23 protein-coding genes are annotated in these 21,463 nt (G+C 73.3%); 10 read left to right on the top strand and 13 right to left on the bottom strand.

The annotated features are described in order from the left end of the window. The 5 genes from ACR9ZK_RS13130 to ACR9ZK_RS13110 all read left to right on the top strand — a co-directional run. On the top strand, positions 1 to 452 hold a 452-nt coding region (locus tag ACR9ZK_RS13130), incomplete at its 5' end, for an extracellular solute-binding protein (RefSeq protein WP_481342377.1). Further along, positions 449 to 1,363: a sulfate ABC transporter permease subunit CysT gene (cysT, locus tag ACR9ZK_RS13125; protein WP_481342376.1), complete on the top strand. Its 915-nt coding sequence runs from the start codon at positions 449 to 451 to the stop codon at positions 1,361 to 1,363. The genes ACR9ZK_RS13130 and cysT, both read left to right, overlap by 4 nt. Then, a complete protein-coding gene (gene cysW / locus ACR9ZK_RS13120; protein ID WP_481342375.1) occupies positions 1,360 to 2,166 on the top strand; it encodes a sulfate ABC transporter permease subunit CysW in 807 nt (268 codons plus the stop codon). Before cysT ends, cysW begins: the two co-directional genes overlap by 4 nt. Further along, positions 2,163 to 3,173 (top strand): sulfate/molybdate ABC transporter ATP-binding protein, encoded by a 1,011-nt coding sequence (locus ACR9ZK_RS13115; RefSeq protein WP_481342374.1) that lies wholly within the window; start codon positions 2,163 to 2,165, stop codon positions 3,171 to 3,173. The genes cysW and ACR9ZK_RS13115 overlap by 4 nt, the downstream gene beginning before the upstream one ends. Positions 3,174 to 3,330: 157 nt before the next feature. Then, positions 3,331 to 3,795: an RrF2 family transcriptional regulator gene (locus tag ACR9ZK_RS13110; RefSeq protein ID WP_481342373.1), complete on the top strand. Its 465-nt coding sequence runs from the start codon at positions 3,331 to 3,333 to the stop codon at positions 3,793 to 3,795. Between the two features lie 103 nt (positions 3,796 to 3,898). On the opposite strand, the gene ACR9ZK_RS13105 is transcribed toward ACR9ZK_RS13110, so the two are convergent. The 8 genes from ACR9ZK_RS13105 to ACR9ZK_RS13070 all read right to left on the bottom strand — a co-directional run bounded on the left by ACR9ZK_RS13105 (position 3,899) and on the right by ACR9ZK_RS13070 (position 10,329). Next, entirely contained in the window at positions 3,899 to 4,309 is a 411-nt protein-coding gene (locus ACR9ZK_RS13105) for an Rv3654c family TadE-like protein (protein ID WP_481342372.1), read from the bottom strand. Beyond that, a complete protein-coding gene (locus tag ACR9ZK_RS13100; protein ID WP_481342370.1) occupies positions 4,306 to 4,740 on the bottom strand; it encodes a TadE family type IV pilus minor pilin in 435 nt (144 codons plus the stop codon). The genes ACR9ZK_RS13105 and ACR9ZK_RS13100 overlap by 4 nt, the downstream gene beginning before the upstream one ends. After that, positions 4,737 to 4,946 carry a DUF4244 domain-containing protein gene (locus ACR9ZK_RS13095; RefSeq protein ID WP_481342369.1) on the bottom strand — a complete coding sequence of 70 codons (210 nt, stop codon included), beginning with the start codon at positions 4,944 to 4,946 and terminating at the stop codon, positions 4,737 to 4,739. Before ACR9ZK_RS13095 ends, ACR9ZK_RS13100 begins: the two co-directional genes overlap by 4 nt. A gap of 49 nt (positions 4,947 to 4,995) precedes the next feature. Beyond that, positions 4,996 to 5,706: a type II secretion system F family protein gene (locus ACR9ZK_RS13090; RefSeq protein ID WP_481342368.1), complete on the bottom strand. Its 711-nt coding sequence runs from the start codon at positions 5,704 to 5,706 to the stop codon at positions 4,996 to 4,998. Further along, on the bottom strand, positions 5,703 to 6,677 hold the full coding sequence (locus ACR9ZK_RS13085; protein ID WP_481342367.1) for a type II secretion system F family protein: 975 nt from the start codon (positions 6,675 to 6,677) through the stop codon (positions 5,703 to 5,705). The genes ACR9ZK_RS13090 and ACR9ZK_RS13085 overlap by 4 nt, the downstream gene beginning before the upstream one ends. Beyond that, the gene (locus ACR9ZK_RS13080) at positions 6,674 to 7,939 is read right to left on the bottom strand and encodes a TadA family conjugal transfer-associated ATPase (protein ID WP_481342366.1); all 1,266 of its coding nucleotides are present in this window, start codon (positions 7,937 to 7,939) and stop codon (positions 6,674 to 6,676) included. Before ACR9ZK_RS13080 ends, ACR9ZK_RS13085 begins: the two co-directional genes overlap by 4 nt. Then, positions 7,936 to 8,712 carry a CpaE-like family protein gene (locus tag ACR9ZK_RS13075; RefSeq protein ID WP_481342365.1) on the bottom strand — a complete coding sequence of 259 codons (777 nt, stop codon included), beginning with the start codon at positions 8,710 to 8,712 and terminating at the stop codon, positions 7,936 to 7,938. The genes ACR9ZK_RS13080 and ACR9ZK_RS13075 overlap by 4 nt, the downstream gene beginning before the upstream one ends. Before the next feature lie 735 nt (positions 8,713 to 9,447). Continuing rightward, complete coding sequence (locus tag ACR9ZK_RS13070; RefSeq protein WP_481342364.1) at positions 9,448 to 10,329, bottom strand: Fic family protein; 882 nt, start codon at positions 10,327 to 10,329, stop codon at positions 9,448 to 9,450. A 136-nt stretch (positions 10,330 to 10,465) separates the two neighbouring features. On the opposite strand from ACR9ZK_RS13070, the gene ACR9ZK_RS13065 reads away from it, so the two are divergent. Continuing rightward, positions 10,466 to 11,578 (top strand): acyltransferase family protein, encoded by a 1,113-nt coding sequence (locus ACR9ZK_RS13065; RefSeq protein WP_481342363.1) that lies wholly within the window; start codon positions 10,466 to 10,468, stop codon positions 11,576 to 11,578. 113 nt (positions 11,579 to 11,691) lie between these two features. After that, a complete protein-coding gene (gene trpS / locus ACR9ZK_RS13060; protein ID WP_481342362.1) occupies positions 11,692 to 12,822 on the top strand; it encodes a tryptophan--tRNA ligase in 1,131 nt (376 codons plus the stop codon). Positions 12,823 to 13,088: 266 nt separating this feature from the next. On the opposite strand, the gene ACR9ZK_RS13055 is transcribed toward trpS, so the two are convergent. Continuing rightward, the gene (locus ACR9ZK_RS13055) at positions 13,089 to 13,571 is read right to left on the bottom strand and encodes an N-acetyltransferase family protein (RefSeq protein ID WP_481342361.1); all 483 of its coding nucleotides are present in this window, start codon (positions 13,569 to 13,571) and stop codon (positions 13,089 to 13,091) included. Positions 13,572 to 13,802: 231 nt separating this feature from the next. Here ACR9ZK_RS13055 and acs point away from each other — a divergent pair, with 231 nt between their 5' ends. The 3 genes from acs to ACR9ZK_RS13040 all read left to right on the top strand — a co-directional run bounded on the left by acs (position 13,803) and on the right by ACR9ZK_RS13040 (position 17,076). Further along, on the top strand, positions 13,803 to 15,812 hold the full coding sequence (acs, locus tag ACR9ZK_RS13050; protein ID WP_481342360.1) for an acetate--CoA ligase: 2,010 nt from the start codon (positions 13,803 to 13,805) through the stop codon (positions 15,810 to 15,812). Positions 15,813 to 15,980: 168 nt separating this feature from the next. Beyond that, on the top strand, positions 15,981 to 16,334 hold the full coding sequence (locus tag ACR9ZK_RS13045; RefSeq protein WP_481342359.1) for an META domain-containing protein: 354 nt from the start codon (positions 15,981 to 15,983) through the stop codon (positions 16,332 to 16,334). A gap of 184 nt (positions 16,335 to 16,518) precedes the next feature. Further along, a complete protein-coding gene (locus tag ACR9ZK_RS13040) occupies positions 16,519 to 17,076 on the top strand; it encodes an NADPH-dependent FMN reductase (RefSeq protein WP_481342358.1) in 558 nt (185 codons plus the stop codon). A gap of 14 nt (positions 17,077 to 17,090) precedes the next feature. On the opposite strand, the gene ACR9ZK_RS13035 is transcribed toward ACR9ZK_RS13040, so the two are convergent. From ACR9ZK_RS13035 to ACR9ZK_RS13020, 4 genes are all read right to left on the bottom strand, one after another. Then, positions 17,091 to 17,930: a glycosyltransferase family 87 protein gene (locus tag ACR9ZK_RS13035; RefSeq protein ID WP_481342357.1), complete on the bottom strand. Its 840-nt coding sequence runs from the start codon at positions 17,928 to 17,930 to the stop codon at positions 17,091 to 17,093. 95 nt (positions 17,931 to 18,025) lie between these two features. Further along, complete coding sequence (locus tag ACR9ZK_RS13030; protein WP_481342356.1) at positions 18,026 to 19,468, bottom strand: hypothetical protein; 1,443 nt, start codon at positions 19,466 to 19,468, stop codon at positions 18,026 to 18,028. Positions 19,469 to 19,476: 8 nt separating this feature from the next. Next, complete coding sequence (locus ACR9ZK_RS13025) at positions 19,477 to 20,388, bottom strand: type II secretion system F family protein (protein WP_481342355.1); 912 nt, start codon at positions 20,386 to 20,388, stop codon at positions 19,477 to 19,479. Position 20,389: 1 nt separating this feature from the next. Continuing rightward, on the bottom strand, positions 20,390 to 21,463 hold a 1,074-nt coding region (locus ACR9ZK_RS13020), incomplete at its 5' end, for a type II secretion system F family protein (protein ID WP_481342354.1).

The following is a 21,463-nucleotide window of genomic DNA, read 5'->3' as shown; positions in this document are numbered from 1 at the left end:
TCCGCAGCCTCGTCACCGACCACGTGAAGATCCAGCCGAAGTCGGGCCGTGAGGCCACCGAGGCGTTCCTGCAGGGCAGCGGTGACGCGCTGCTCAGCTACGAGAACGAGGCGCTCTTCATCGAGAAGAACGGCGAGTCCGTCGAGCACGTGACACCGCCGCAGACCTTCAAGATCGAGAACCCGGCCGCCGTGCTGAAGAACAGCCCGAACAAGGCGGTCGCGCAGGCCTTCGACGACTACCTCTACACGCCGGAGGCCCAGAAGCTCCTCGCCGGTGCCGGGTTCCGCCCGGTCGACCCGACCGTCGCGAAGGAGTTCGCCTCGACGTTCCCCGCGCCCGCCAAGCTGTGGACCATCGCCGACCTCGGCGGCTGGAAGAGCGTCGACGGCACCCTGTTCAAGAAGGACGTCGGCGCGATCGCCACCATCTACGACGAGGCGACGAAGTGACGGCCGAGGCGATCGCCCGGTCCGACGGGACCCGCGAGGCGGGAGTCGCTACGGCGGCTCCCGCCCCCGGCGCGTCCGGTGGTCGGTCCCCCGACGCCGGGCCCGCCGCGGGGCTCCGGCGCCGGCTCGGCCGACCGCTCGGCGTCGGCGTCGTGACGCTGTGGCTCAGCCTCATCGTCCTGCTGCCGCTCGCCGCCCTGACCGTCGCCTCCTTCGGTGAGGGCTGGTCCGGTTTCTGGGAGGCCGTGACGGCGCCCGCGGCCCTCGCCTCGCTCTGGGTCACGGTTCTCGTGTCGGCCGGCGTCGCGGTCGTCAACGCCGGGTTCGGCACGCTCGTCGCGTGGGTGCTCGTGCGCGACGAGTTCCCCGGCAAGCGCGTCGTCAACGCCCTCATCGACCTGCCGTTCGCGCTGCCCACCATCGTGGCGAGCATCGTGCTGCTGTCGCTGTACGGCCCGAACAGCCCGGTCGGCATCCACCTCAACGCCACCCGCTGGGGCCTGGCCGTCGCGCTGCTGTTCGTGACGCTCCCGTTCGTCGTCCGGTCGGTGCAGCCGGTGCTCATCGAGGCCGACCGCGAGGTCGAGGAGGCGGCCGCCTCGCTTGGCGCCTCGAGCTGGACGACGTTCCGACGCGTCGTCCTGCCGACCCTGGCACCGGCCGTGCTGAGCGGCGCCGGGCTCGCGTTCGCCCGGTCCATCGGCGAGTACGGCTCGGTGGTGCTCATCGGCGGCGACATCCCGCGGGAGACCCAGGTGGCCTCCCAGTACATCCAGCAGCAGATCGAGGTCGACCGCCCGCTCAACGCGGCCGCGGTCTCGGTGGCGCTGCTCACCATCGCGTTCCTGACGCTGCTCGTCCTGCGGGTGCTCTCGACGCGCGCCCAGCGACGTGAGGAGCGAGCGGCATGAGGCTGTCCACCCGGTCCCGGATCACGCTGCGCGTCGTCGCGCTGGCCTACCTGTTCGCGCTGCTCGCCGTCCCGGTCGGCGTCATCCTCTGGCGCACGTTCTCCCCCGGCGTCGCCGCGTTCTGGGCGTCGGTGACGACGCCGGCGGCGATCTCGGCGTTCAACCTCTCGGTCCTCATCGTCGCCATCGTCGTGCCGATGAACGTCGTCTTCGGCGTCGCGACCGCGCTCGCGCTCGTGCGCGGCCGCTTCCGGGGTCGCGGCCTGCTCCAGGCGGTCGTCGACCTGCCGTTCGCCGTGTCGCCGATCGTCGTCGGTGTCGCGCTCATCATGCTGTGGGGCGTCGACGGCTGGTTCGGTGCGCTCGACCGTGCGGGTCTGCGGGTCATCTTCGGCCTGCCCGGCATGGTGCTCGCGACGCTCTTCGTGACGCTGCCGTTCGTCGTGCGCGAGGTCGAGCCGGTGCTCCACGAGATCGGCCAGGACCAGGAGCAGGCGGCGGCCACGCTCGGTGCCAACCGCTGGCAGACGTTCTGGCGCATCACGCTGCCGGCCATCCGCTGGGGCCTGACGTACGGCATCGTCCTCACGGTGGCGCGGGCCCTCGGCGAGTTCGGCGCCGTCATCATGGTGTCCTCCGGCTTCGCCGGCGTCTCGCAGACCCTGACGCTGCTCGTCCACGCGCGCTACATCGACGACCACAACACCTACGGCGCCTACGCCGCCGCGACCCTCCTCATGGGCATGGCGCTCGTCGTGCTCCTGCTCATGACCCTGCTCGACCGCAAGAGGAGCACCCGATGATCACCGTGACCGACGCCCGCAAGAGCTACGGCTCGTTCCTCGCGCTCGACGACGTCAGCATCGAGATCCCGAGCGGGTCGCTGACCGCCCTGCTCGGTCCGAGCGGCTCGGGCAAGTCGACGCTGCTGCGCTCGATCGCCGGCCTCGAGGACCTCGACGGCGGGGTCGTGACGATCGCCGGTCGCGACGTGACGCACCAGCCGCCGCAGCGACGCGGCATCGGGTTCGTCTTCCAGCACTACGCGGCGTTCAAGCACATGACCGTCCGGGACAACGTCGCCTTCGGGCTGTCGATCCGCAAGCGCGCCAAGGCCGACATCGACCGGCGCGTCGGCGAGCTGCTCGAGATCGTCGGCCTCGAGGGGTTCCGTGACCGGTACCCGGCCCAGCTGTCCGGAGGGCAGCGCCAGCGGATGGCCCTGGCCCGGGCGCTGGCCGTCGACCCCGAGGTGCTCCTGCTCGACGAGCCGTTCGGCGCCCTCGACGCCAAGGTGCGCGCCGACCTGCGCACGTGGCTGCGGCGGCTGCACGACGAGGTCCACGTGACGACCGTCCTCGTGACGCACGACCAGGAGGAGGCGCTCGACGTCGCCGACCGGATCGCCGTGCTCAACCACGGGCGGATCGAGCAGGTGGGCGACCCGGTGACGCTGTACGAACGTCCGGCCAACGACTTCGTCATGGGGTTCCTCGGCTCCGTCGCCCACCTCGGCGGGCAGCTCGTCCGGCCCCACGACATCGCGCTCGAGCGCGACCGTGCGGTGGCCCTCGCCCTCGACGACGCCGTGAGCGGGTCCCCCGGCATCGTCGCGGCGGTCGTCGAGCGCGTCGTACCGCTCGGGTTCGAGGTGCGCGTCGACCTGCGTGCCGAGTCCGGCGAGCGGTTCGCCGCGCAGCTGACACGACGGGACGCCGGTGAGCTGGCGCTCGAGCCGGGCGAGCGGGTCTTCGCGCGCGCGGCGCAACGCTCCAGCGTCGTCGAGATCGACCCGGCGCTCGCGATCTGAGGCGGTTCGAGAGCCGTCTCGCGGCTCCGCGCGCAGGCGCGCCGGCACGTCGGGACCGCGGACGCGTGGACGCCGGACGCCGGACGCCGCGGGCATCGCGCGGCCCGTCGCCTCGGGCGTCCGGCGGTCGGCAGCGCCGCTGCGGCACACTGTGCCGGTGGACATCTCTGCCCGGGTCGACTACGCCGTCAGGGCGATGCTCATCCTCAGCGACGCGGAGGCCCAGGGCTCCGGGCCGGTCAGCATCGACTCGCTGGCCACCCGCCAGGACCTGCCGCGCAAGTTCCTCGAAGCCATCTTCGCGGACCTGCGACGGGCCGGTCTCGTCCTGAGCCGGCGAGGTGCCCGCGGGGGCTACGTGCTCGGACGCTCCAGCGACGACATCAGCATCGGCGACGTGTTCCGTGCCGTCGACGGGCCGCTCGCCGAGGTGCGTGGCCTGCGACCGCACGAGACGGAGTACCACGGCGTCGCGACGCACCTGCCGAGCCTGTGGGTCGCCGTCCGGGCCAGCCTGCGCGAGGTCCTCGACGGCACGTCGCTCGAGTCGCTGCGGACCGGGGAGCTGCCCGACCCGGTGCAACGACTGCTCACCGCCCCGGATGCCTGGCGCAACCGCTGAGTGCCTTCGCCCGGCCCGCTGTCGGTCGTCACGACGACCGCCTGGGCGGTGGTCTCGGTCGGTGTGTCGCCGCCTCGCGTCACGCTGGGCGCTGACCCGTGGCTCAGGTGGCTCGTGCCGGACCGGCTCGGGATCGCGCACGGGCGGGATCCGGCCACACCGGCACCGTGACGCTGACGGAGACCTCGACGTCGGGGCCCTCCAGGAGGCAGCGGTCGAGCCGTGCCCCGTTCGCGTGCGCGACCGATGCGGCCAGGGCGCACGCCTGAGCGCCGGTGGTGCGCTGTCGGCTCGCGCCCGCGATGGCCGCAAGGTCGGCCGCGAGCCGAGCACGCTGCCCGGCCACCGCGACGACGGCGAGGACGAGTGCCGCCACGCCGACGGCAAGCAGGACGCCGACCGCGCCGAGCACGAGGACGCTCGAGGAGCCTCGATCGCGCGAGCCGGGACCAGGACCCGCGAGGGCGCGGTGGCGCAGACCGTGCAGCGGGAGGCGGCGTCGCAGGCGGCTCACGGCGAGGTCCCCGTCGCGGATTCTGTCGGCGTCACGGCGACGGCCTGCAGCGTCCAGCTCGGCAGACCCGCCCAGCCGCCGGCATCGGCCCTCACGGTGACGGCGACACCCAGCGGTGCGGCATGGACCGAGACCCTTGCTCCGGCCGGTGCCGCGGAGAGCGCGAGACTCGTGACCCGGTCCACGGGGTCACCACGCGCGGCCGCGCGGGCAGCGATCCGTGCAGCGTCGACGCAGCGCACCTGGTCGACCCCCGCCCGCACCGCCGCCAGGCAGAGCGCCAGGACGAGGACGACGGCAGGAACGGCGACGGCCAGCTCGGCCGTCACCATCCCCGCGTCCCGACGACCGCACCGGCTGGTGGGCGCGGCCGCCGTGGGCTGCGCCGGACGACGCGCAGCTGCCGACGCGCGGCCGTCGGGCGGCGTCACCCGGCGATCCCGAGGGCGTTCTGGACGATGCCCGCGAGCGCCGAGCGCACCGCGTCGGACTTGACGACACCGAGCAGGACCAACGCGAAGGTGCAGGCGGCCATGATGCCGACGGCGTACTCGGCGGTCGTCATCCCGACGTCGTGGCGAGCCGACCTTGCAGTCGCCGTCGCGCGTCGAAAGGCCCGGATCAGGCTGTGGGACATGGATGTTCCTTTCTCTGGGCCGCGCTGCTGCGCGGCTGGTAGGTGGGCCTCAGGACGACACCAGGTCGCGCGCGAGCGCGACGACGAGCGGCACGACGGTGGTGAGGCAGAACGCCGGCAGCAGGACGAGGCCGAGTGGGGCCACCAGGCGGACGCCGACCCGGCCCGCTGCGACCTCGACCCGCTCGAGCTCGGCGTCGCGCAGGTCGTCGGCGGCCGCGAGCAGCAACGGCCCTGGCGGGACCCCGGCGAGGTGGGCCACCTGGACGGCCCGGGCTGCCGGCGCCCACGCGGCCCCGACGGACGCCCAGGCTTCGGCGTCCGTCGCTCCCCACCGCAATGCGTTGGCGACCTGTCGGAGATCCGCCGCAGGCCCCTCCGGCAACCCGACACCGACGGCCTCGAGGACGTCCCAGGTGGGCAGTCCGGAGCGGTACCCGAGGGCGAGGAGGGCCAGCGACGAGGCGACCTGACCGGGCCCGGGATCGCCGCGGTCCACCGTCACGTCGTGGTCGTCGCCGTCGGTGACTGCGGCTCGGTCCTGTCGGTGCGTGGCCTCGATGCGCGGGCGGGGAGGCAGGACGACCACCGCGAGCGCCACGAGGAGGCCCGCGACCAGGGCGCCCAGGCCGGGCCCGCCCACCTGCGGCAGGCCCGACCCCGGCAGCACCGACACCGGCAGCACCGACACCGGCAGCACCGACAACGGCAGCTCTGACACCGTCGGCACCGACGCGGCTAGGGCCGGCGCGGTGGTCACGACCGCACCACCGCGCGCACCATGCGGGTGCACCACCACCGGCCGAGCAGCACGAGGCCGGCACCCGCGACGACGGCCCAGGTCGACAGCGGCGAGCCGAGATAGAGCGCGTGCGGGTCGACGCCGCAGGCGAGTCCCAGCAGAGGTCCGGCCAGGGGCAGGCCGGTCAGCACGGTGACGGTCGCCCGAGGCCCCGCCACCGCGGCGCTGACCCGACCCTGTCGACGACGCACGTCGCGCAGTCCACGCGCGGCACGCTCCACTGCTTCCGCCAACGGCGCGCCGGTCCGCTCGGACAGCTGCCAGGCCGCGGCGACGAAGGCGAGCTCGTCCGAGCTCGTCCGCGCGGACCAGTCCGCCCACACCGTGGAGGCGGGCCGCACCGTACGACCGGCACGGACGAGGTCGGCCGCGAGCCCGGCGACCGCCGGGCGGCGGCCGCGGGTCGGCGTGTCGAGCAGCCGGTGGTCGGACGCGGTCGCGGACGCCACAGGGCGCGTCCCCTGCGGTCGGGCGGTCGGGGCCCCGAGTGCGCCGGCCATCTGGTCCGCACCGACAACCGTCGTGGCCGCCACCTCGACGGCTCGGGCGGGCGGCAGTCCCGCCTCCAGCCCGGCTCCGATCGCGGACAGCAAGTCGAGCGCTCCGGAGAGCAGGTCGTCGGGACGACGCCGCAGCCGCCAGGCCCGGAGGACCTCGACCGGGTCGGCGCGCCACAGCTGGGCGATTCGAGCCCGCGCCGAAGTCCCCGAGTCAGCCGAGTCCGCCGAGGCCTCCGAGGCCTCCGACGCGGACGAATCCCCGCCGGCCGCTGCCACGACGTGCGCGAGGACCTGGCGCGATCGCGTCACCCGCACCGACCTGCGACGCGGCCACGCGAGGACGGTCGCGGCGCAGAGGAGTCCGGCCGCCACACCCGCGGCACCGGCACCCGCCAGACCCCAGACCTGCTCGCCCTCCGTGATGGTCACGCCGCACCCACCGCGTCATCGGCAGCACCGCTGCGGCCGGTGGCCGAGACGACCTCGGGTGCTCCGGCAAGCCCCGCTCCGTCCCGCCGGGCGTTCGGGACAGGCGGCGTCCCGACGGTCGGCCCGGGGTCGGCCAGCCCGAGCCGGGCGGCGAGCTGCGGCCAGGCCACGCCGCGCTCGGGCGCGTGCCCCGGCCCGGCCCAGGCGAGGGCGGTCTCGACGTGGGCGCCACGGGCGTGGCGTCGCAGCAAGGCCACGGACGCGACGTGCCGCACGCCTCCGGACCGGGTGACGTGGACGACGACGTCCAGGGCGGCGGCCACCTGCGACCGCACAGCCGAGGGCGACAGACCGGCGAGTGCCCCGAGAGCCTCGAACCGGGCAAGGACGTCGGCCGGTTCGTTGGCGTGGACGGTGCCGCAGCCGCCCTCGTGGCCGGTGTTGAGCGCGGTGAGCAGGTCCCTGACCTCCGCGCCTCTCACCTCCCCCACGACGATCCGGTCGGGCCGCATCCGGAGGGCCTGTCGCACGAGCGTCGACAGCGTGACCTCGCCGACGCCCTCGACGTTGGCGGGCCGTGCCTCGAGGCGCACGACGTGCGGGTGGTCGACGCGCAGCTCGCGGACGTCCTCGACGAGGAGCAGCCGTTCGATCGGGTCGCACGCGGACAGCAGGGCTGCGAGCAAGGTGGTCTTGCCGGCGCCGGTGCCGCCGGAGACGACGAAGGCGAGGCGGCGACGGACCAGCGCCCCCAGGACCTGCTCCCAGGCCGGCGGCACCATGCCGCGCGAGGTGAGCGACCGTAGGGACACGGCCCGTGACGGGGGAACCCGGATGGTCACGTGCGCACCACCCTCGACGAGGGGCGGCAGCATCGCGTGCAGACGCGCCCCCGAGGGCAGCTGGCCGTCGACCCACGGACTGGCCTCGTCCAGGCGCCGCCCCGCCAGCCCCGCGAGCCGCACCGCCAGGGTGCGGGCGTCGGCCGGGTCCAGGTGCTCGGTGGTACGCTCCATCCCGGCGCCGCGGTCGACCCAGACCCACCCGTCGCCGTTGACGGCGACGTCCGTGACCCCGGGCTCGGCCAGCCACGCGTCGAGCGGACCGGCGCCGAGGACGCGGGCGCCCAGCGCGCTGCGCGAGGCCGCCACTCGCTCCGCACCGAGCGCGCCCTGCTCCTGGGCGGCGACGGCCGCGACGGCGTCGGGACCGGGGGCCACGCCGTCCCGGACCCGGTCCCAGACCGCCGGGCTGAGGCTCATGCCGCCTCCGAGGCCGACACGAGCCGCAGCAGGATCTCGTCGGCGGCGCGGACGAGCGCGCCGCGGCCCCGGACGCCGGGCGGGAGGCCGTCGGCCACCTCTGCCACGAGCCGCCGGTCGTCGCCGACGGCGGCCACGACCGGCACGTCGAGCTCGTCGGTGACGAGGTCCTCGAGCTCGGGCTCGACACGGGCACCGCGAAGGACCAGCCATGGCTCGAGCGGCGGCACCACCGGCCCGGACCAGTCGTCCGCCGTGCGACGTGCCGCGTCGACCACCCGCCTGACGCCGGGGACGACGAGCGAGGCCGCAGCCAGCTGGACCACCTGCGTGCCGACCACGACGACGACGGCGTCGACGAGGGGGGCGACGGTCCCCACGACCGCGGCCGCACGAGGGAGGTCGAGCACGGTCACTGCGTGCGCGTCGGCGAGGCCGGCCACGACGTCCGGCACCGTGTCGAGCCAGTCGTGGGGGTCCGGGTCGGGAGCCCACGGTGGACCGCCCGACAGCACGGCGACTCCCGCCGTGACGGGCAGTCGGTCGGCGAGACCCGCACCGTCGACCACGCCACGAACATCGGCGAGGTCCGGCCAGCGCCAGCCCGGTTCCTGCTCGACGCCGAGCACGACGTCGAGGCGGCCGGAGTTGCGGTCGAGGTCGACGGCCACGGCCGAGCGACCTGCGGCCGCGGCCCGGACGGCGAGCGCTGCGGCGAGGCACGAGGCCCCGACGCCTCCCGAGGCGGACAGGACGGCGATGACGTTTCCCATGCGTCCACCGTCGTCGGTCGCGGTGGGTGGGCCCAGCCCGAAGGCGGCCGCTGTGGACGAGGCCCAGCCGGCCGGACCGGGTGTGGACAACCGCGGCGGGACGGCGCGTGGGCAGCGGCTCAGAACAGCCAGAACAGACAGGTGGCCTCCGTCCGGGGGAAGACGGAGGCCACCATCACGAGACTGGCACCGGGGGGGAGGAGCCAGATCGCGCAGCGCTCGACCCCGAAGGGGAGCGCCGCCCACCATCGTGGACCCCGGAACACCCGATTGCAAACCGACTTGTCACGACACGCTGTGATTTCTCGACAATCACGACGGACACGAGCCGACCCCGCATGCTCGCACGTTCTGCGAGCCCGGACAAATCGGGCACGCTGCGGAGGCCGGCACGAGAGGAGGCCCCCGACCGTGACGGTCAGGGGCCTCCGGAGACGTATCGAGCTACCAGGCGTGCAATTTTCCAAGTGTCGCCCCGGTGGTGATCCCGGGGGTGGACGGTTCCAAGCGAACTGCTCTCGCGTGGGTACTCGGTACTTCTCGGAAAAGGATTCTGCGCGGATCCAGGATCTACGCCTCCCGGCGATGTGGTTCCTGCGTCCGTTCTACCGCACGCTCCCGGCGTGGCGACAGACCCGAGCCGAGGCCGGAGCCCGGAACTGTCCACCATCGTGGACATCACGCACGCACGGGCGTGCGGGCAGCCCCCCACGCCCCGATTGCCCCGGTTCGCCCTCACAGGTCGGGGCTGAGCCGCCCGATGCGGACCGCGTCGCTGATCCGCTCCCCCTCCGCGGCTCCTGCCATGTAGGCCGTGCCGGCCTGGGCCAGCCACAGGCCGACCCCGCGGGCGCCCCCGGAGGCGTAGGCGGCGAGGGAGCCCAGGTAGGCCGGCCCACCCTGGGCGGCGTGGCCGGCCTCGGGCACCGCGACACCGGTCGGGTCGAGGCCGAGCGCCTGGAGGAGCGCGCGTTCCATGGCGCGCGCCACGAGGCCGTTGCCGTGGACGAAGGGGCGGATGGCCGCCACCTCGGCGTGCACGAGGGCGGCGGTGACGGCCGCCGGGATGCGCGTCGACCCGGAGGCCGCGACGATGACGTCGCTCAGGGCGGACAGCCGCGCCGCGACCGCCGACGCCGGCGGGGCCTCGCCGAGGTCGACGAGCTCGGTGCACGACTCGTCACCGACGCGCGGCCGACCCAACGCCTCCGGCGTCACGACCGCCGATGCCGCGGCGACGTGCAGGCGAGCCAGTGCCTGGAGGGGGGCGGTCCTGACGAGCCCGACGACGCGCTCGCTCTCTGCGGTCGCGGCGATCGCGCCCCGGAGCGTCGAGAGGCCGGCGTCCGGGCGCTCCGGCCAGTCGCGCGCACCGCTCATGAACGCGCGCACCACGTCGAGGGGGACGTCGGCGCCGTCGAGCGCGGCGCTGGCCTGTGCGCCCCGGACCCGCGACTCGGCGGCGGCCTCGGGAATGCGTCGACGCAGCGCCTCGTGGAACCGCAGCCGGGTGCTCGCCTCGCGCGCACCCTCGGCGCGTTCGCGCACGTCGGGCAGGTCGACGAGCGCCCCGAGCCGGTCGATCAGGGCAGCCTGGGCGGGGGTCGGGTCTGGCACCGCCCCAGCCTAGGAGCACGCGTCGCACCGAGCCGGCGACGCGTGAGCGAGCCCACGCCCACGCAATTGCCCTTTTCCGCTGGACATTCCGTGCGAAGCGGAGACAGCCGGGCAAACGCCTCGCGACAATCCATTCGTGACGACCGGGAGTGCGACGACGCCGGCCGTGCACCGCGAGCGAGTGCTCGACGGGCTGCGCGGTCTCGCCGCGCTCGCCGTCGTGCACGTCCACCTCGTCTTCTACAGCGGGCTGTCCGCCTTCGACGGCGGCGGTCACGCCGGGGTCGTCGTCTTCTTCGTGCTGTCCGGCTACCTCGTGACGCGCCGCCTGTGGCGCCGTACGGCGGACGCGCCCTTGTGGGCGACCTACGCCACCTTCGTCCGGCGCCGCGCGGTGCGGCTCTACCCGGCCCTCGTCGGCATGGTGGTCATCAGCGGAGCCGTGTTCGCCGTTCTCGACGCACCAGCCCTGCCCGGCGTCCTGCGCGTCGCCCCGGTCGTCCTCGTCCAGGCGACGGCCCCGTTCGTCGCGACGGGCCCGATCGCGGTCGAGCCGTGGCAGCACACGTGGAGCCTCACGGTGGAGTGGGTCTTCTACCTCGCGTGGCCCGTGCTCCTCCTCGCCGCCCGCCGTCGTGTCGACGAGTCCCGGCTCCGCGCGCTCGTCCTCGTCACGGCCGCGGTCCTGTACCTCGCCTCGCTCGCGCTTTCGCCCCGCACCTTCTACTTCCTCGCCCCGGCCAACTGGTCGGCCATGCTGTTCGGTGCCGGTCTCGCGCTCCACCACGCCGTGCCCGGACGCCGCGAGGACGCGGGCCGTGAGCCGCTCGTCGTCGCCCTCGGTGTCGCACTCCTCGTCGTGGCGACGCTCCTGCCCAGCTCGCTCAACGGGCACGTCGTCTACCGCTACAGCGTGTTCCCGGCCGCGGTCGTCGTCGCGTTCGTCGTCATCGACCACCGACGTGACCGCGCCGGAGTCGCCATCCGCCTCCTGGGCTCCCGCGCGCTGTCCGGCGTCGGCGTCTCCAGCTACAGCCTCTACCTCTGGCACCTGCCGGTCGTGTGGGCGGTTCGGGTGGCGTGGCCCGACGCGCCCCCGCTGCTCGTGTGCGCGACCGCGCTCCTCGTCCTCGTGCCGGTCGTCGCGGCCAGCTACGTGCTGCTCGAACGGCCGTGGCTCGTCGGCTCCGGCACGCGCTACCCTCTGGTCATGCGTTCGACCAACCGCGCGTGGTGGCTGCCCAGCTGAGGCGGCCTGTCGAACCAACCCACCAAGAGCCGCCCACGGGCGGCTCTTGCCATGTGCCAGAAGGCGCACCGCGTCGGAGTGCGGCTCGTGGGCTCCCACCCCAAGGAGCACCGATGTCCACCACCACGACCAGCACCGGAAACACCACGTCCCCGTCGACGCCCGTCAGCTCGGCTGAGGACGCGACGTACACGACCGCCCGCGAGCGCAGCCGCATCCTCGACGCCCTCATCGACGATCACGCGTCGAGCCACCCGTCGCGCTTCCGCATGCTGACCGGCGACCGGCCCACGGGCCCGTTGCACATCGGCCACTACCTTTCGAGCCTGTGCAACCGGGTCCGCCTGCAGGACAAGGGAGTCCAGACATTCGTCGTCATCGCCGACTACCAGGTCATCACGGACCGGGACTCCGTCGGTGCGATCGGCGACAACGTCCACGGCCTGGTCCTCGACTACCTGGCGGCCGGCCTCGACCCCGAGCGGACGACGATCTTCACGCACAGCGCCGTGCCGGCCCTCAACCAGCTGATGCTGCCCTTCCTGTCGCTCGTCACCGACGCCGAGCTGCGGCGCAACCCGACCGTCAAGGACGAGCTGACCCTGTCGGACGGCCGCCCGCTGTCGGGGCTGCTGCTCACCTACCCGGTGCACCAGGCTGCGGACATCCTCTTCTGCCACAGTCGAATCGTGCCGGTCGGCCGCGACCAGCTGCCCCACCTCGAGCAGACCCGCGCCATCGCCCGACGCTTCAACGCCCGGTACGCCGGCGGCCAGCCGGTCTTCGCCGAGCCGGAGGCGCTGCTGTCCGACGTGCCGCTGCTGCTCGGCACCGATGGCGCGAAGATGAGCAAGAGCAGGGGCAACGTCGTCAACCTGCGGGACTCGGCCGACGAGACCGCCGCGCGGATCCGGGCGGCCCGCACCGACTCCGAACGCCGGATCACCTACGACCCCGACCGACGGCCGGCCGTCGCGAACCTGCTGACCATTGCCGGGCTGTTCCTCGGTCAGTCGCCCGAGTCGGTGGCCGAGGGCATCGGTGACGGCGGGGCGGTGCGGCTCAAGGCGGTCGTCACCGACGCCGTCAACGAGTCGCTCGCGCAGCACCGGGCCCGACGCGTCGAGCTCGAACGGGACCCCGGCCACATCGCTGCCGTGCTGCGGGATGGCAACGCCCGCGCCGAGGCCGTGGCCGAACGCACCCTGGCCACGGTGCGTGCCGTCATGGGGATGGCCTACTGACGCGCACCAGCCCACCCAGCGCGCCACGGCGCACTTCTCGATGCTCGGACCCGCGCAGCCCCCGAGCCAACCGCGCCCTGGCGCAGTTTTCCGCGTCCGGGCAGGCTCAACCGGCCGACCGACGCGACAACCGCGCCGTGGCGCACTTTTCGCGCCCAGGCCGGCCCAACCAACGCGACAACCGCGCCCTGGCGCACTTCTCGGTGCTCCACCGACGGTGTGCTGCCCGGAGACCGACGATGCCGGCGCGCTCGAGACGCCAGTGGTCAGTCGGAGCCGTGCGGCTCCTCGTGCATCGTGTCGATGGCGATCCGGTCGTCGACCGGCGTCGCGCCTTCCGCGCCGGGGTAGAGCCTGAATCCGGGCTTCTCGCGGTGCTCGAACGAGCGGTAGAACGCCTGCGCGTCGTCGGTGACGAGATCCAGGCGACGGGTGCCCGACGCCGCGAAGACCGCCTCGACGAGCCTGCGCCCCGTGCCACGGCGTCGGTGCGAGGCTGCGACGCCGAGCTGGGCGAGGTAGGACTGCACGACGCCGTCACCGAAGGCCTGTGCGAACCCGACGACCCGCTCCCCGCGCTCAGGCACCCCCTCACCGGCCGGCTCCACCGCGACGAAGGCCACGACCCCGGGCGCGGTGCAGGCACGGACCGCCACGTCCGGGTCGGAGAACGAGGGCCAACCGAGCTCACGGCACAGCCGGGCCACGCCTTCGGCATCGGCCGGTCGGAACGGACGTACGTCGGTCACCGAACCACTCTGCCCCAGCGCGGTCCCACAGGTGTGACCCCGGACCCCCTCATCCGACCGTGCGACCGCTCGTCGGGCGTCGGCAACCGCTCGCCGTGCTACTCGTCGGTAGCGATGAGACCCCCGTCACCTGGGCCTTGCTGGGCGAACTAGCCTGCGTTTGAGTTGTGCTCGACCGTCGATGTCCGCGCGCCAGCGCCCGCAGGAGTCGTCGCGACCGCACCACCGTCGATGCGAAAGGGTGACACCGTGAGCGACAAGCCGCTCGAGAACCTCGTCCACGAGGGACTGACCTTCCCACCCCCGGCCGAGTTCGCCGCGCAGGCCAACGGCACCGCCGACCTCTACGAGAAGGCGGCCGCCGACCACGAGGGGTTCTGGGCCGAGCAGGCCCGCACGTACCTCACGTGGAGCAAGCCCTTCACGCAGTCCCTCGACTGGAGCAACCCGCCGTTCGCGAAGTGGTTCGCCGACGGCGAGCTCAACGCCTGCGTCAACGCCGTCGACCGTCACGTCGAGGCCGGGCGCGGCGACAGGGTCGCGATCCACTTCGTCGGCGAGCCGGACGGCGACACACGGGACATCACCTACGCCGACCTCCACGCGGAGGTGCAGCGGGCCGCGAACGCGCTCGCCGACCTCGGCGTCGGCAAGGGCGACACCGTCGCGATCTACCTGCCGATGATCCCCGAGGCCGCGGTCGCGATGCTCGCGTGCGCCCGTCTCGGCGCGCCGCACTCGGTCGTCTTCGGCGGCTTCTCCGCGGAGGCGCTGCACTCGCGCATCGACGACGCCAGAGCCAAGGTCGTCATCACCGCCGACGGTGGCTACCGCCGCGGCGCACCGTCGGCCCTCAAGCCGGCCGTCGACGCCGCGCTCGACCACGGCGACACGTCGGTCCAGAAGGTGCTCGTCGTGCGGCGCACCGGCCAGGACACCGCCTGGACCGAGGGCCGCGACCTGTGGTGGCACGAGGCGCTCGAGCAGGCCGCCCCGACCCACGAGGCACAGGCGTTCGAGGCGGAGCACCCGCTCTTCATCCTCTACACGTCGGGCACCACCGGGAAGCCGAAGGGCATCTTCCACACGACCGGCGGCTACCTGACCCAGACGGCGTACACCAACGCCGTCGTGCACGACGTCCACCCCGACACCGACGTCTACTGGTGCACCGCCGACATCGGCTGGGTCACCGGCCACTCCTACATCGTCTACGGGCCGCTCACGAACGGCGCCACGCAGGTCATGTACGAGGGCACGCCCGACACGCCGCACCAGGGCCGCTGGTGGGAGATCATCCAGACCTACAAGGTGACCGTCCTCTACACGGCCCCGACGGCGGTGCGCACCTTCATGAAGTGGGGCACCGACATCCCGGCGAAGTTCGACATGAGCTCCCTGCGCCTGCTCGGGTCGGTCGGCGAGCCGATCAACCCCGAGGCCTGGCTCTGGTACCACAAGCACATCGGCGGCGGCCGCGCCCCCATCGTCGACACGTGGTGGCAGACCGAGACGGGCGCGATCATGATCAGCCCGCTGCCCGGTGTCACGACGCTGGAGCCGGGCTCCGCGCAGAAGCCGATCCCGGGCGTCAGCGCCGAGATCCTCGACGACGAGGGCCGGCCGTTCACCACGCCCGAGCAGGTCGGCTACCTCGTGCTCACCAAGCCGTGGCCCTCGATGCTCCGCGGGATCTGGGGTGACCCGGAACGGTACAAGGAGACGTACTGGTCGCGGTTCGGCGAGAAGTACTACTTCGCCGGCGACGGCGCGAAGTACGACGCGGACGGCAACATCTGGCTGCTCGGCCGCGTCGACGACGTCATGAACGTGTCCGGGCACCGCCTGTCCACCGCCGAGATCGAGTCGGCGCTCGTGTCGCACCCCAAGGTCGCCGAGGCGGCCGTCGTCGGGGCCAACGACGACACCACCGGCCAGGCCGTCTGCGCGTTCGTCATCCTGCGCCAGGAGGCCATCGAGGAGGCCGACGAGCCGGGTGAGGGCACCGACCTCGTCAAGGAGCTGCGCAACCACGTGGCCAAGGAGATCGGCCCCATCGCCAAGCCGCGCTCGATCATGATCGTCAGCGAGCTGCCCAAGACACGGTCCGGCAAGATCATGCGCCGCCTGCTGCGCGACGTCGCCGAGGGGCGCGAGGTCGGCGACGTGACGACGCTCGCCGACAGCTCGGTCATGGACCTCATCAAGACGGGGATGTCCGAGGGAGGCTCCTCCGCCTGACCGCTCCCGCCGCGTCCTCGGCGGCCCTTGGCATCGGCTCGACGCCGCCCGTCCCGCGCACCCGTGGGGCGGGCGGCGTCGTCATCCCCCGCCCCACGGTCGGCAGCGTCGCCCACGATGCTGTGCATGGCCCCCGGCGGCGCAGCCCGTCCGTGGTTGACTCGGGCCATGAGCAGCGTGGAGCAGGAGCCGCACACCTGGGTCGTCGCGTCGATCGCCGGCGTGCCGACGGCCGACCCGAAGCCCCGGCTGTCCCTCAGCGAGGACGGCCTGCTCACCGGGACCACCGGCGTCAACCGCATCGTGGGCACGTACGTCGCGGAGAACGAGCTCATCAAGGTCGAGGGCACCGGCATGACCCGGAAGGCCGGCCCACCCGAGGCGATGGAGCAGGAGCGCCGTTTCCTGCGCGCCCTCGAGGGCTGGCAGGCCTTCCACCTCGGCGGGGGACGCCTCGAGATCGGCCCCGCCGATGGCGGCATCGTCTGCGTCCTCACCGAACCGGGTCCGCCTGCACGGTGACTCGGGCTGCGTTCCCGCCCCCATCTTCGGGCGCGGCGGACGGCCGCCCACCCCATCCAGCCCATGGCGCGGCCCATGGCCCGCATTCACGGACGCCATGCACCTGGAGACGGTGACGGTTGAGGCTGCCCGCGGAGCGAGCGCGATTCGGACCGAGGTCCGGATGCGTGGTATTCGTTGAAGCGTGAAGCAGCTTCGTGTCGTCGTGTCCAGCACTCGTCCCGGCCGCATCGGCCCCCTCGTCGCCGAGTGGGTCGCCGCGCAGGCGCCCACGGACGAGTGGCAGGTCGAGCTCGTCGACCTGTCGACCCTGCCCTTCTTCGACGAGGAGGACATGCCGAAGAACGGCAACTACGCCAAGCCGCACACCAAGGCCTGGGCCAAGCAGGTCTTCGAGGCCGACGCCGTCGTCATCGTCACGCCGCAGTACAACCGCAGCTTCCCGGCGCCGATCAAGAACGCGGTCGACTACCTGTTCGCCGAGTGGCACGCCAAGCCCGTCGGACTCGTCGGCTACGGCTGGACCGGCGCGACCGACGCCACCGCCGACCTGACCAAGGTCCTCGGCCACGTCAAGGCCGACGTCGTCGGGTCGACCGGCCTCGTCTTCACCCAGGACGTCTCACCCACGGGCGAGCTCACCGTCACGGACGAGCGTCGCGCCGAGCTCGCCGAGCTCATCGCGACCCTCGCCGCGCGGGTCGATGCCACCACGGACGTGGACGCCTCCCTCAGCGCCTGACGCCGCGGCCTTCCTCACCCTTGGCGAGGCGGCGTGCCGCGCCGCGAGGCCGAGACGCCGCCCCGCGAGGCGGCGTCTCGGCGCAGGCGCGGGATCGCGGCGAGGAGGATGAGGACGCCGCTCGACCACAGCGGCATCGCCACGGCCATCGCGACCGCGAGCCAGGCGGGCCTGGACCGGCGGGCGGCCCACGCCGTGAGGACCACCGCGACGGGCAGCCGCACGAGAAGCGGCGGGTAGAAGGCCTGCGTCGGCGGCGTCGGCGCGTCGGTGAGGAACCGGGCCCATCGCGCCCAGAGGTCGGGGGCGGCCAGGTACGAGGCGAGGACGACCGCCGCGGTCACGCCGACGCTCACGGCGAGCGCGCGCCACTCGCGGCGCACGGCGAACCACACCGGACCCAGGCCCGGCGTCACCTTCGTCAGCAGGGGGAAGGCCCACGCCCACGCGCCCCGACGCCGCAGCCCGAGCACACAGGCCACCGCGAGGAACGCCTCGATGTTGCCGATGACGAGGGCCGGCGGCACGACGTAGAGCAGGGTGAGCCAGCGCCAGCGCCCCGGCAGCGGCCACAGGAGCCACGTCAGCGCCGCGGTGAGCAGACCGGACCAGACGGCGAGGAAGACCGCCCACGGCAGGAGCGTCAGCGGCCAGGCGAGCTGCGCGAAGGCCGGAGAGTAGTTGAACGCGTCCGGCGTGCCCGGCGGGACGCCGTAGGGCGACACCCGCCAGACGACCCAGTAGGCGTGGGCCGAGTCGGTGCCGAAGGTTCCGAGCCGGCTCAGGGCCAGCACCCACAGCGCCGCGGGGAGGCTGACCCACAGGGCCAGCCGGACGACGCGGCCGAGGTCCATCCTTCGCACGTCGGTGCCCGGACCGGTTGCCGGCGCCGTGGACGGGTCATCCACGGAGGCGGTTCGCTCGGCCGCCGAGCCGGTGCCGGGAGCGGTCATCGTGGCGCCCGCAGGAGCACGTAGCCGTCGGCGCGCGCCGCCACCGACCAGCCGGCATCGGCGAGGCGTCCGACGACGGGAGCGTCGTCGCTGACCAGCGCTGCGCCGCAGCGCAGCTGGGCCGGGTAGGCGTCCCACCCGTCGGCCGCGGAGACGAAGCGGTGGTAGGCCCGGATGCGCTCGGCGGTGCGCAGCTCGACGCGGGTGTCCATCGTGGGGCGCAGCGTCGGGTGGGCCCACTCGAGCCAGCCACCGAGGGTCTCGTCGCTGCACACGACGGTGCCCGCGGGGAGGGCCGACAGGGGCCTGTCGAGCCCGGGTGCGCCGAGAGCCGGGCGGGCCGCGACGGATGGCGCGAGGACGGCCGTGAGCAGGAGCGCGAGCCCGGGCAGGACCGCCGTCGCGGCGCGCTCGCGCCGGGTCGGCACCGCGTCGGGCAGGGGCAGGAGTGACTGCAGGGCCGCGGCGGCCAGCGGCGCGATGACCACCGCAGCCAGCGCCACGGTGCGCGCGTGCGCGAGGGCAAGGTAGAGGGCCACCGCGACGAGAAGTGCCGCCGTCCAACGCTGCTCGCGCCGACGCAGCATCGTGACGACAACCGGCACCACGAGGGCGATCGTCGCCCAGAGCCCCGGGTCGGCCAGGGACGTCGCCTGCCACTCGCTGACGAACGGAGCCACGTCGGCCACCTGGAACGGTGAGGCGAACAGCCGCGGCCCGACCGGCGTGACGGCCGCCGCGGCCACCGACAGCACGGGCACCAGGAGCAGGCGCGCGACCTCCCGACTGCGAGGAGGGAGTCGCCCGTCGAGCAGACCGCCGAGCAGGACGAGCAGCCCGAGGCCCGGACCGACGAACCACATCCCGTGCGAGCACGCCCACAGCCAGGTGACGGGGACGAGCCACCAGCGGGCGCGGCCGTCGACCAGCGTGCGCAGCCACGCGTCCACCGTCAGCGCGGCGAGCCCGAACGTCACCAGCTGCGGACGCGGCGACAGGCTGCCGCTCATCGCGACGAACGCGACGGCGAGGACGAGCGCCGTCACCAACGCCGACGACGCGCGCCGGCAGGCGACCCACAGGCACACCCCGACGAGGACCGTGCCGAGGCAGAGCAGCCACGCGACACCCGGGAGCCCGACGGCCGCGTCGACGCCGTGGAGGAGCACCTCGGGCAACCACTGGTTGAGGATCCACGGCCGCTCCGCGCCGGCGCCGAACGGGTCGTCGAGGACGAACTGCCCTGTCTGCAGGAGGTGCTCACCGGCCCGAAGGTGCCAGAACGTGTCCGGGTCGCGGACCGGCCCGAGCGCCTTGACGGCGAACAGCGCCAGCACCGCGCCGGGAAGCAGCCAACCCAGCCGGGCCACCGGCGACACGCGTCGGCGACCGGAGTCGGTGCTCCGCTCCAGCCGTCGGGCCTCCGGCGAGACGACCACGGTCCCGGTCAGCCGAAGGCGCTGGCCATGCGGATCGCACCGGGGCCGATGATGACGATGAACAGCGCCGGCAGGATGCACGTCATGAGGGGGAAGAGGATCTTGATGGTGACCTTCTGCGCCTTCTCCTCGGCCTTCTGCCGGCGGACAAGTCGCATGTTCGCGGTCTGCTCGCGCAGCACCCCGGCGATGGGAAGTCCGAGCCGGTCGGCCTGCACGAGGGCCGTCACGAAGTTCTTCACCTCGGGCAGCGTCACGCGGTCGCCCATGGCCGAGAACGCCTCGCCACGCGACTTGCCGATCTGGATCTCGGAGATGACGCGGGCGAACTCCCCCGAGATCGGGCCCTCGACGTTGCGCGCCACCTGGAGGAGCGCCGCGTCGAAGCCCTGACCGGCCTCCACGCAGACGGTCAGCATGTCGAGCGCGTCGGCCAGGCTCTTGCCGGTCTGCTCCTGGCGGCGCATGCCGGCGTTGTAGAGCAGGAGGTCGGGCACGAAGAAGAACACGGCGCCGAGAAGGAGGCCGTATACGACACTGGTGAGCTGGAAGTTCCCGTACACGACGCCGAGCACGACACCGAGCAGCAGGCAGACGCCCTTGGCACCCATGATCCGCTCGACGGTCCAGGGGGACGGGTTGCCGGCGCGGTCGAGCAGCAACGTGTAGCGGTCCTCGGTTCCCTTGGGCGACAAGGCGACCGCCAAGGCCTTGGTGCGGTCGAACACCGGTGTGACGAGGCGGTCCTTGGCTCCCAGGTCGGCCGTGACGACGGACCGGCTCGTGACGCTGCTCTCGATGAGCATGAGGGACTTGGCCACGCCCCGTGGCTCGCTCGTGCCGAAGGACATCGACAGGACGGCGACCATGAGCCCGATGCCGACGAGGGCTGCCGCGATGTAGATGGGGTCCACGTTCATCTCACACCTCGATGTTGACGACGTTGCGCATCCACACGACGCCGACACCGAGGGCGACGAGCCCACCGACGCTCATGAAGAGCCCGAGGGTCGTGGTCCACAGGAGGCTGACGTACTCGTAGTTGACGTTCATCATGTAGAAGAAGATGAGGATCGGCAGCGCGATGAGGATGTAGGCGGACAGGCGCCCCTCCGCGGAGAGCGTCTTCACCTGGCGGTAGAGGGACTCGCGCTCGCGCAGCGTGTTGGCCGTCGTGCGGAGGGTGTCGGCAAGGTTGCCGCCGACCTCGCGCTGGATGCGGATCGCCATGACGGTCCAGTGCATCGAGTCGCTGTCCATGCGGTTGGCCACGCGCTCCAGCGCGTCGGACAGGTCGGTGCCGATGCGCGTCTCGGCGAGGGCTCGGCTGAACTCCTTGCCGCTCGGCTCGGCGGCGTCGCGAGCGACGGCCTCGAGGGCCTGCGGCAGGCCGAAGCCGCTGCGGAGGCTGGTCGAGACGAGGAGCAGGATCCCGGGCAGCTGCGCCTCGAACTTCGTCGCGCGACGGCTGGCCGCGAACCGGAGGAACGCCGGCATCCCGATGAGGCCGAGGACGGCCCCGAGCAGCAGACCGACGAGCTTGGCCTCGCCGGCGAAGAAGATCCCGACGGCGGCTCCGACGATGACCGCCACGATGCGCAGGATGAGCCACTCCCCCGCGCGGAACGGCAGGTCGGCCTTCTCGATGAGCGCCATGGTCTTGCTCGTCGACTTGCGGTCCTTCATGACGCGGTCGCCGATGTCGAGCAGCTGCGCCGCGATCGTGCTCTGGGTGGCCTTCGTCTCCTGCGGCGACAGCGGCAGTCCGGTGCCCACGACGTAGGTCTCGATCGCTGCGACGCGCCTTTCGCGCTTGGTCTGGAACGTCGGCGTCAGGGCGGCACCGACCCCGACGAGCATGGCCAGGGCGAGAAGGGCCGCGGCGATGAGCGGCGTCCGTTCCGCCGTGTTCGCGGGCACCAGACCCGCGAACACGCCCGAGGCTGCGGGCGGCGCGGCGGCAGGGGACGGGCTCGGGGTAGGGACGGCCGGGGC

The organism is Monashia sp. HAY1-5C, assembly GCF_056755255.1.
The sequence above is the reverse complement of the archived record's forward strand: the minus strand, read 5'-3'. Positions and strand labels throughout refer to the sequence as shown.

Coding starts and splice junctions, on each gene's coding strand:
- ACR9ZK_RS13075 (WP_481342365.1), bottom strand. CDS start 8,712: ATGGGAAACGTCATCGCCGTCCTGTCCGCCTCGGGAGGCGTCGGGGCC.
- cysW (WP_481342375.1), top strand. CDS start 1,360: ATGAGGCTGTCCACCCGGTCCCGGATCACGCTGCGCGTCGTCGCGCTG.
- trpS (WP_481342362.1), top strand. CDS start 11,692: ATGTCCACCACCACGACCAGCACCGGAAACACCACGTCCCCGTCGACG.
- ACR9ZK_RS13080 (WP_481342366.1), bottom strand. CDS start 7,939: ATGAGCCTCAGCCCGGCGGTCTGGGACCGGGTCCGGGACGGCGTGGCC.
- ACR9ZK_RS13095 (WP_481342369.1), bottom strand. CDS start 4,946: ATGTCCCACAGCCTGATCCGGGCCTTTCGACGCGCGACGGCGACTGCA.
- acs (WP_481342360.1), top strand. CDS start 13,803: ATGCGAAAGGGTGACACCGTGAGCGACAAGCCGCTCGAGAACCTCGTC.
- ACR9ZK_RS13035 (WP_481342357.1), bottom strand. CDS start 17,930: ATGGACCTCGGCCGCGTCGTCCGGCTGGCCCTGTGGGTCAGCCTCCCC.
- ACR9ZK_RS13115 (WP_481342374.1), top strand. CDS start 2,163: ATGATCACCGTGACCGACGCCCGCAAGAGCTACGGCTCGTTCCTCGCG.
- ACR9ZK_RS13025 (WP_481342355.1), bottom strand. CDS start 20,388: ATGAACGTGGACCCCATCTACATCGCGGCAGCCCTCGTCGGCATCGGG.
- ACR9ZK_RS13045 (WP_481342359.1), top strand. CDS start 15,981: ATGAGCAGCGTGGAGCAGGAGCCGCACACCTGGGTCGTCGCGTCGATC.